General features: G+C 55.9%; 9 protein-coding genes. 6 read left to right on the top strand and 3 right to left on the bottom strand.

The window, feature by feature from the left end; translation table 11 throughout:
- Positions 1–618 (bottom strand): GTP cyclohydrolase I FolE (gene folE / locus RT613_RS15630; RefSeq protein WP_313616766.1); only part of this gene is annotated, 618 nt, incomplete at its 3' end.
- Positions 619–894: 276 nt separating this feature from the next.
- Here folE and RT613_RS15625 point away from each other — a divergent pair.
- From RT613_RS15625 to thrS, 3 genes are all read left to right on the top strand, one after another.
- The gene (locus tag RT613_RS15625; RefSeq protein ID WP_313616764.1) at positions 895–1,341 is read left to right on the top strand and encodes an iron-sulfur cluster assembly scaffold protein; all 447 of its coding nucleotides are present in this window, start codon (positions 895–897) and stop codon (positions 1,339–1,341) included.
- Positions 1,342–1,343: 2 nt separating this feature from the next.
- Positions 1,344–1,706, top strand: a complete 363-nt coding sequence (gene yidD / locus RT613_RS15620; protein WP_313616762.1) for a membrane protein insertion efficiency factor YidD — start codon at positions 1,344–1,346, stop codon at positions 1,704–1,706.
- 123 nt (positions 1,707–1,829) lie between these two features.
- Positions 1,830–3,836 (top strand): threonine--tRNA ligase, encoded by a 2,007-nt coding sequence (gene thrS, locus RT613_RS15615; RefSeq protein WP_313616760.1) that lies wholly within the window; start codon positions 1,830–1,832, stop codon positions 3,834–3,836.
- A 56-nt stretch (positions 3,837–3,892) separates the two neighbouring features.
- On the opposite strand, the gene RT613_RS15610 is transcribed toward thrS, so the two are convergent.
- Positions 3,893–4,873: a hypothetical protein gene (locus RT613_RS15610; protein ID WP_313616758.1), complete on the bottom strand. Its 981-nt coding sequence runs from the start codon at positions 4,871–4,873 to the stop codon at positions 3,893–3,895.
- A gap of 108 nt (positions 4,874–4,981) precedes the next feature.
- On the opposite strand from RT613_RS15610, the gene RT613_RS15605 reads away from it, so the two are divergent.
- The 3 genes from RT613_RS15605 (at position 4,982) to RT613_RS15595 (ending at position 7,566) form a co-directional block, all read left to right on the top strand.
- Complete coding sequence (locus RT613_RS15605) at positions 4,982–5,557, top strand: nitroreductase (RefSeq protein WP_313616756.1); 576 nt, start codon at positions 4,982–4,984, stop codon at positions 5,555–5,557.
- A gap of 5 nt (positions 5,558–5,562) precedes the next feature.
- Positions 5,563–6,162 (top strand): flavin reductase family protein, encoded by a 600-nt coding sequence (locus RT613_RS15600; RefSeq protein WP_313616754.1) that lies wholly within the window; start codon positions 5,563–5,565, stop codon positions 6,160–6,162.
- Between the two features lie 207 nt (positions 6,163–6,369).
- Positions 6,370–7,566 (top strand): DUF2336 domain-containing protein, encoded by a 1,197-nt coding sequence (locus RT613_RS15595; RefSeq protein WP_313616752.1) that lies wholly within the window; start codon positions 6,370–6,372, stop codon positions 7,564–7,566.
- Positions 7,567–7,587: 21 nt separating this feature from the next.
- Here RT613_RS15595 and RT613_RS15590 read toward each other — a convergent pair whose 3' ends face one another.
- Positions 7,588–8,019 carry a hypothetical protein gene (locus tag RT613_RS15590; RefSeq protein WP_313616750.1) on the bottom strand — a complete coding sequence of 144 codons (432 nt, stop codon included), beginning with the start codon at positions 8,017–8,019 and terminating at the stop codon, positions 7,588–7,590.
- Positions 8,020–8,080 lie beyond the last annotated feature (61 nt).

Here is an 8,080-nt window from a genome sequence, read left to right as displayed (position 1 = left end):
GCGCACCATTGTCATGAAACGAACCTGCTCGGCAGGGTTTGTCTTGAATTCGCCGGTGAAGCTGCTGGTCAGGGTGGAGGAACCCTGCTTCTGCACACCGCGCATCGACATGCACATATGCTCGGCATCAATCATCACGGCAACGCCGCGTGGCTTGAGAATGTCGTCGATGGCGCTGGTGATCTGCGCGGTCATGTTTTCCTGCGTCTGCAGGCGACGACCGAAGATTTCCACCAGGCGGGCAATCTTGGACAGGCCAAGCACGCGGCCATCCGGCAGGTAGGCAATGTGGGCCTTGCCGATGATTGGCACCATGTGGTGTTCACAGTGGGAGAAGAATGGAATGTCGCGGACCAGCACGATGTCGTCATAACCGCCGACTTCCTCGAAGGTCGTACCGAGAACCTCTTCCGGTTCCTGTGTATAACCCGAGAAAAGTTCGCCATAGGCTTTCGCAACGCGGCGTGGCGTATCCAAAAGGCCTTCGCGGTCCGGATTGTCACCGGCCCAACGCAACAGAACCTTCACTGCCTCTTCAGCTTCCGCCTGCGTCGGCCTTTTGATTTCAACGTCAGACGTTGCACCGGCAGCAGGAAAATTCTTCACAATGGCATCCATCTTCTATCTCCCGATGCGGTTAAAGGCCGCACCTGAACTACGCAACGAGCGTAGTGGTTCCATACGCACAAGCTGCTATCTGGTTGTTTTGTACCGCTTTGGCAAGCGCTAACCCTGTTTTTCGCGCAATTCGCCGGAATTTCACGGCGTCTTGATGATCGCAGGGCAAAATAACATATAATGTCAGGTATTGGGCAGGAAAGGCGTGCCAAGGGTTACGCTGTGTTTGAAAAAGATAACCAGTCTGCCCGAGGCGTTTCTGATACAGGTTATTCGATGGACGATATTTACAACAACAAGATACTGGCCTTTGCCGGAAATATTCCACTTTCCGGTGTCATGGCCGATGCGGATGCCAGCGCGCAAAAGCATTCGAAACTCTGCGGTTCGAAGGTAAAAGTGTATCTGAAGGTTAGAGATGGTCACGTCAGTGCCTTTTCGCATGAGGTGAAGGCCTGTGCATTGGGACAGGCATCGTCCTCCATCATGGCGCACAATGTGATTGGTGCCAGTGTCGATGAAATCCGTCAGGCACGCCTCGACATGTTGGCGATGCTGACCGATGGCGGTGAGGGCCCATCCGGCCGTTTTGAGGACATGCGGGTGTTGAAACCCGTCAAGGATTACAAGGCCCGCCACGCGTCCACCATGCTGACCTTTGAGGCAGTGGTTGACTGTCTGGACCAGATATCAGCGCGTGAAACCGAAGCGGTTGCGGGCTGACCATGTGCGGCGCGCCTGGATGCAACCACGAACCGCAAACAACTCCAAGCAAAAATGCCTCCCGCAACTGGCAGGGGCCGTTTCGAAAGACGCCGGGACGTTTGTTCGGCATGGCATTCATTCGCCTCTACCAACTGACCTTTTCAGGTTTCATCGGCAATTCGTGTCGCCATATCCCGACCTGTTCTGAATATGGTTATGAGGCGATTGCCCGTCATGGTTTCTGGGCCGGTGGCTGGTTGACCCTGTTTCGGGTGGCGCGTTGCGGGCCGGGCGGCACCAGCGGCCTTGACCCGGTGCGCGAGACGCTGGGCGCAAACCAGCACTGGTGGGCGCCCTGGCGATATTGGTCTCGCCGTCACTGATCGCATCTTTACCCTTTGCCGGAACGGCGTTAAAAGGCCTGCCAGATAGGCGAGGACGTGCCTGTCACACTGAAAAAAACCACCCGCATTCGTTGGCGGGACTGGATCAAGGAGCATTGATATATGTCAGCAGCTATTTCCCTAAAATTTCCCGATGGATCGGTTCGCGAGTTTGCGGCAGGCACGACCGGCCGTGATGTTGCCGAATCCATTTCCAAATCCCTGGTCAAGAAGGCCGTAGCGATCGCCATTGATGGTGAGTTGCGCGACCTGTCTGACGTTGTCACTGCTGGCAGCATCGAGATTGTGACCCGCACCGATCCGCGTGCGCTGGAGCTTATTCGCCACGACGCAGCCCACGTGATGGCTGAAGCCGTGCAGGAGCTGTGGCCCGGCACGCAGGTGACGATTGGCCCGGTCATCGAAAACGGCTTCTATTACGACTTTGCCAAGAACGAGCCATTCACGCCGGAAGATCTGCCGAAGATCGAAGCGAAGATGAAAGAAATCATTGCCCGCAATGCTGCCTTCACCAAGCAGGTCTGGTCGCGCGAAAAGGCCAAGCAGGTCTTTTCCGACAAGGGCGAAAGCTACAAGGTTGAGCTGATCGACGCGATCCCTGAAAACCAGGATCTCAAGATCTATTATCAGGGTGACTGGTTCGACCTTTGCCGTGGCCCGCACATGGCCTCCACCGGCCAGATCGGCACGGCCTTCAAACTGATGAAGGTTGCCGGTGCTTACTGGCGCGGTGACAGCAACAACCCGATGCTGACACGTATCTACGGCACGGCCTGGGCAACACAGGAAGAGCTGGACAGCTACCTGCACATTCTTGCCGAAGCGGAAAAGCGCGACCACCGTCGCCTTGGCCGCGAAATGGACCTGTTCCATTTTCAGGAAGAAGGTCCAGGCGTGGTGTTCTGGCATGGCAAGGGCTGGCGCATGTTCCAGGCGTTGACCAGCTATATGCGCCGTAACCTTGAAGGCACCTACCAGGAAGTCAACGCACCGCAGGTGCTGGATGCTTCCTTGTGGGAAACCTCCGGTCACTGGGGCTGGTACCAGGAAAACATGTTTGCGGTGAAGTCGGCTTATGCCTTCACGCATCCGGAAGACAAGGAAGCGGACAACCGCGTTTTCGCCCTGAAGCCGATGAACTGCCCCGGTCACGTGCAGATCTTCAAGCATGGCCTGAAATCCTACCGCGAACTGCCGGTTCGTCTGGCGGAATTCGGTACCGTCCACCGTTACGAGGCCTCTGGCGCTCTGCACGGCCTGATGCGCGTGCGCGGCTTTACGCAGGACGATGCGCATGTCTTCTGCACGGAAGAGCAGATGGCGGCGGAATGCCTGCGCATCAACGAACTCATCCTGTCGGTCTACAAGGACTTCGGCTTTGATGAAGTGGTCGTGAAGCTGTCGACACGCCCTGAAAAGCGCGTTGGTTCCGATGTCCTGTGGGATCGCGCCGAAAGCGTGATGATGGATGTGTTGAAGACCATCGAAGAACAGTCCGAAGGCCGCATCAAGACTGGCATTCTGCCGGGCGAGGGTGCGTTTTACGGTCCGAAGTTCGAATATACCCTGAAGGACGCAATTGGCCGTGAATGGCAGTGCGGCACGACACAGGTGGACTTCAACCTGCCGGAACGTTTTGGTGCCTTCTACATCGACCAGAACTCGGAAAAGACCCAGCCGGTGATGATCCACCGCGCGATCTGCGGTTCGATGGAACGCTTCCTTGGCATTCTTATCGAAAACTTCGCCGGTCACATGCCGCTGTGGTTTGCGCCGCTGCAGGTCGTGGTGGCCACCATCACGTCGGAAGCTGACGACTACGGTCGTGAAGTGGCCGAAGCGCTGCGCGATGCGGGCATGACGGTTGAAACCGACTTCCGTAACGAGAAGATCAACTACAAGGTCCGCGAACATTCCGTTACGAAAGTTCCCGTGATCATCGTATGCGGTCGCAAGGAAGCCGAAGAGCGTTCGGTCAACATCCGTCGACTTGGCAGCCAGGCACAGACATCCATGTCGCTGGAAGAGGCAATCTCCAGCCTGGTTGATGAAGCAACACCGCCGGACGTCAAGCGCAAGCGCGCTGCGAGAGCCGCCAAGCAGGCATAAAACATGAACGGCGCCGAAAGGCGCCGTTTTCATATCAATGAGAATTACGTTGAAGATCAGAAGTCGCCGCTGCCGTTGTCATCCTGATTTTCAGGCTCCTTCATCAGCACTTCCACATCAGTGTCGTGCGATGATTCAACCTTGAAATTGCTCTGGTAGATCTTGTCCTTGTTGCGGGCAACGGCGGTATATTCGCCTTCGGCCAGCACCATGGTCGAAAAGGCGCTGACACTTTCGCTGACGATGTCGCCACCGCTGGTCAGCACCGACCATGCCGTATCGGCAATGGCTTCGCCGCCCTTTTCAGACACCAGTTTCAGCGTGGCCTGTGCGGCGTGGTGCTGCAAGGTGGCTTCGGTCAGTTTGCCTGCTTCCACCTGGATATCGGCGCGCACAACGGCATTGATGCCGCCATATTCGGAGACCACGTGATAGGTGCCGGCGTTCAGCCGAATGATGGTGTTTGGTTTGACGTCGTTCATCACCAGCTTGCGCTCGCCATCGTCGCTGACATCGGATGAATAGACGGAAAATTTGAGTTGGTTGCCGGGGATCTTGCGGTCTGTTCCGGCGGTTGCATTCAGCACGAAGCCGCCGGCATCGAGAATGAGAACCTGCTTGTCGACCTTGCCGGACATCGGCACGACAAGCTTTTTGGTGACGCCAGCACGGCCAAAGGTAACATTGATGAAATAGTCGCCAGGCAACAGGTGGAAGGTGGCCGTGCCGCCTTCGGAACTGGCCAGCATGGGCAGCTTGCCATCTTCACCGGGAATGGGGCTGAATACGCGCCAGGCCAGACCCTGCTGCATGGCCTCGCCATCACCGGTCAGCTTGGCCTCGAGAATGACATCAGATGCGGTTTGTGCCGGCTCATTGACCGATGGCGGTGTAAAGGCATTGAGCTTTGGCATTTTGGCGGTGCCGCCAAGCTGCTTGAAGTTCTGGAATGCATCATCCGCGAAAACGGCATGAGACGGAATGACAAAAGCGCTCAAAGCGATTGCCAGACTTGCCGCAAATTTGATGGCTTTCATGATTGTTACCGATTGACTTCTGTATTTCCGGGGACCACTTGAAACCGAAGGTCATGGCTATTTCAAGACCCATACCCTTACATGCCACAGCAATGGAAGACCGTTATCATGAAAAGTGACATCAAGCTTCTCGATTATCTCAATGTTCGTCGTTCTATTCCAGCTTTCCAGCTGTCAGAGCCCGGACCTGAAAAAACAGAGATCGAGGAAATTCTGCGTCTTGCGGTTCGTGTTCCCGACCATGGCAAGCTGGCTCCATGGCGTTTCATCGTTTACCGCGGTGAGCAGCGCGAGCGTCTGGGTCGCGAGATGCTGGAACTGGCACTGGCCGACAAGCCAGGCTTGAGCGATGAGCAGAAGCAGGTGGAACTGACACGCTTTACCCGTGCGCCTGTTGTTGTGGCGGTGATCAGCACGGCTGGTCCACATGTGAAAATTCCGGAATGGGAACAGGTCATGTCGGCAGGTGCCGTGTGCCTCAACCTGATCATGGCAGCCAATGCCCATGGTTATGCCGCCAATTGGCTGACCGAATGGATGGCATTCGACACCAAGGCCTGGGCGCCGCTTGGCATTCAGGACAATGAAAAGGTGGCCGGTTTCATTCACATCGGTTCCACCACTTTCCCGCCGGTGGAACGTCCGCGTCCCGAGGTTGCCAGCGTCGTTACCTGGGTGGAATAATCAGCATGTTCTACGAAACAGCATTGAATGCCCACGGCCTGAAACATGATCCGTTCAAGGCAATTGTCGCACCACGGCCGATTGGCTGGATCGGTACGAAGGGGCTGGATGGTTCACGCAACCTCTCGCCCTATTCGTTTTTCAATATTGTTTCGGATCATCCCAAGATCGTGATGTTTTCCTCCAGCGGGCGCAAACACAGCCTGCGCAATGCCGAGGAAACCGGCATCTTCACGGCAAGCCTCGTCAGCCGTGATCTGGTCGAAAAAGCCAATATCTCATCACGCGCCGTGGATTACGGCGTGGATGAGTTTGCGCTTTCCGGCCTGACCGCTGAAATGGGTCGTGTGGTGGAGGCGCCGTTTGTCGCTGAAGCCCATGCGGCTCTAGAATGCCGTGTGACGCAGATCCTGCAACCGGTTGGGCTTGATGGTACGGCTGCCGATAGCTGGATGGTTTTCGGTCAGGTGGTTGCCATTCACATTGACGATTCGATCATCCGTGATGGCCGCATCGACATGGGGCTGGCCCGGCCGATCGGTCGCATGGGCTATATGGATTATTGCGATGGTGGTTCGGATGTTTTCGAGCTTAATAGGCCGTGATGGACATATAACGCATTGAATCATCATTGATTTCTTGTGTGGAAATTTGAATGTGCCGATGCCGGTGATGCTGGAAAGCGTTGCCGGCATCGTCGCTTTTTATCAGCAGATTCTTATGGTTTTGATGGTGTTAACAAGCATGGTGAACCAAACGTAAACCATTTGACCCTAGGGTGGTCCCATAAGCCACGGTGGATCAGGTACGGCATGTGCCCGACTTTGTCTCAGTGGTGTCAATGTGGTGATCGTATCCAAGAGGCTGCTGTGATCGTTAAGGCTTTCCTTCGCTGGTCTGAGACGGCAAAAGTTGCAGATAGAGCAAGTGCTGCCAATGCGCTTGGGCGTGCTTATCTGGTTGAAGGCATGAACAAGGAGCAGCATGAGGCAGCCTATATGGCCTTGACCTATCTGCTGGATGATCCGTCACCACGTGTGCGTCTTTCCCTTGCTGAAGCCATTTGCGATTCTCCCGTTGCACCGCGTGCCATTGTGGTGGCGCTGGCAGAAGATCAGCCTGAGATTGCCGGTACCGTCATCATGCGCTCACCTGTGCTGCGCGACATGGATCTGGTTGACCTGGTCGGGCGCGGCGACGTGACCACCCGCTCCTTCATTGCTGCGCGGCCTTATCTGACCAGAGGTGTTTGCGCTGCGCTGGCGGAAGTTGCCGATCTCGGCGAATTGTTCATTCTGCTGGAAAATCAGCTGATCGATATTTCGCGCATCTCGCTGCGCCGCATTGTCGAGCGTTTTGGCGAACATGCCGAAATTCGCAATCTGCTGCTGGAGCGTGATGATCTGCCGGCTGATGCGCGCCATGCGCTGCTCAACCATGTCGGCAGTGCGCTGGCCTGTTCCAATCTGGTCAATGCCTTTGTTGACCGCTCGCGCATCGATTATGTCATTCGTGATGCCGGTGATACGGCGACGGTGGAAATTCTGGCATCCGTGCCGCAGGCCGACATGCCGGCCTTTGTTGACCATCTGCGCAAAAGTGGTGAGCTCAACCCGGCACTGCTGATTTATGCGCTGTGTGCTGGCCGGTTGAGCTTCTTCAGCGAAGCCATGTCCAACCTGTCACAGCTCGGCGAAAGCCGCGTGCGCTCCATTCTCGCCACCGGCCGTGTGCCTGCCGTGCAGGTGCTGTTTCATTCTGCCGGTCTGTCCAAGGATATCTGCGCTGTTTTCGTGGAGGCCACTTTGTTGTGGCGCGATGCGGCGCAATCAATCTCCGGCGTGGCGCTGGAAGATATTTGTGGCACGCTGGTTGCCAAGTTCCGTGCCCGTCACGGCCTGCATGCCGTGGTCCATGAGCTTCTCGACATGCTGGAAAAGCTGCAGATGAACGAACAGCGCCAGAGAGCGCGTTCTTATGCCAGCGGCATGATGATCGACGCTGCCTGATGCCATCATCAGGCGGATCATTTATTTGGTGAAGCGTTTTGCCATCCAGGAATAGCTGTCCTCGACAATTCGCACCGGTTTTACAAACAGATTTTTGACGCCTTCGGTCGAGGGCAGAATGCGTTTGACGCGGGTAATGGCCTGCGCAGTCAGGGACTGTTCCTCAGCTTCTGCAATCGGTGCTTGTGCAAGGATTGTTGGCTGCTGGGCAGATGGTGCTTCCGGCGTTTGTGGTTCAGCGGTCTGGGCATCTGCTGTTTGGGCCTCCGGTGTCTGGCACACGGCAACAACCACCGGGTAGGGCGCATTGGCAAAGTTGCCCAGTTCCTTTTCCGATGCCGCGTCGCACAGTTCGATGCTGGTCCATTGCTGCTGCAGGGTCGCCACATGTTGGCAATCGACAGCACTGTCATCGCAGCCAAGAATTGTCATGAGTACAAAGGCTGTTTTCATATCTCTGGCTGCCTCAAATGATGAAATTGCAGGTTTGGGAATTGCACTCGAATTGCAGTTA

The organism is Agrobacterium sp., assembly GCF_032092815.1.
Taxonomy (GTDB): domain Bacteria; phylum Pseudomonadota; class Alphaproteobacteria; order Rhizobiales; family Rhizobiaceae; genus Agrobacterium.
The sequence above is the reverse complement of the archived record's forward strand: the minus strand, read 5'-3'. Positions and strand labels throughout refer to the sequence as shown.

What these genes read in the sequence shown, in the direction of transcription:
- RT613_RS15625 (WP_313616764.1), top strand. Translation starts at nt 895, where the DNA reads ATGGACGATATTTACAACAACAAGATACTGGCCTTTGCCGGAAATATT.
- yidD (WP_313616762.1), top strand. Translation starts at nt 1,344, where the DNA reads ATGTGCGGCGCGCCTGGATGCAACCACGAACCGCAAACAACTCCAAGC.
- thrS (WP_313616760.1), top strand. Translation starts at nt 1,830, where the DNA reads ATGTCAGCAGCTATTTCCCTAAAATTTCCCGATGGATCGGTTCGCGAG.
- RT613_RS15610 (WP_313616758.1), bottom strand. Translation starts at nt 4,873, where the DNA reads ATGAAAGCCATCAAATTTGCGGCAAGTCTGGCAATCGCTTTGAGCGCT.
- RT613_RS15605 (WP_313616756.1), top strand. Translation starts at nt 4,982, where the DNA reads ATGAAAAGTGACATCAAGCTTCTCGATTATCTCAATGTTCGTCGTTCT.
- RT613_RS15600 (WP_313616754.1), top strand. Translation starts at nt 5,563, where the DNA reads ATGTTCTACGAAACAGCATTGAATGCCCACGGCCTGAAACATGATCCG.
- RT613_RS15595 (WP_313616752.1), top strand. Translation starts at nt 6,370, where the DNA reads ATGTGCCCGACTTTGTCTCAGTGGTGTCAATGTGGTGATCGTATCCAA.
- RT613_RS15590 (WP_313616750.1), bottom strand. Translation starts at nt 8,019, where the DNA reads ATGAAAACAGCCTTTGTACTCATGACAATTCTTGGCTGCGATGACAGT.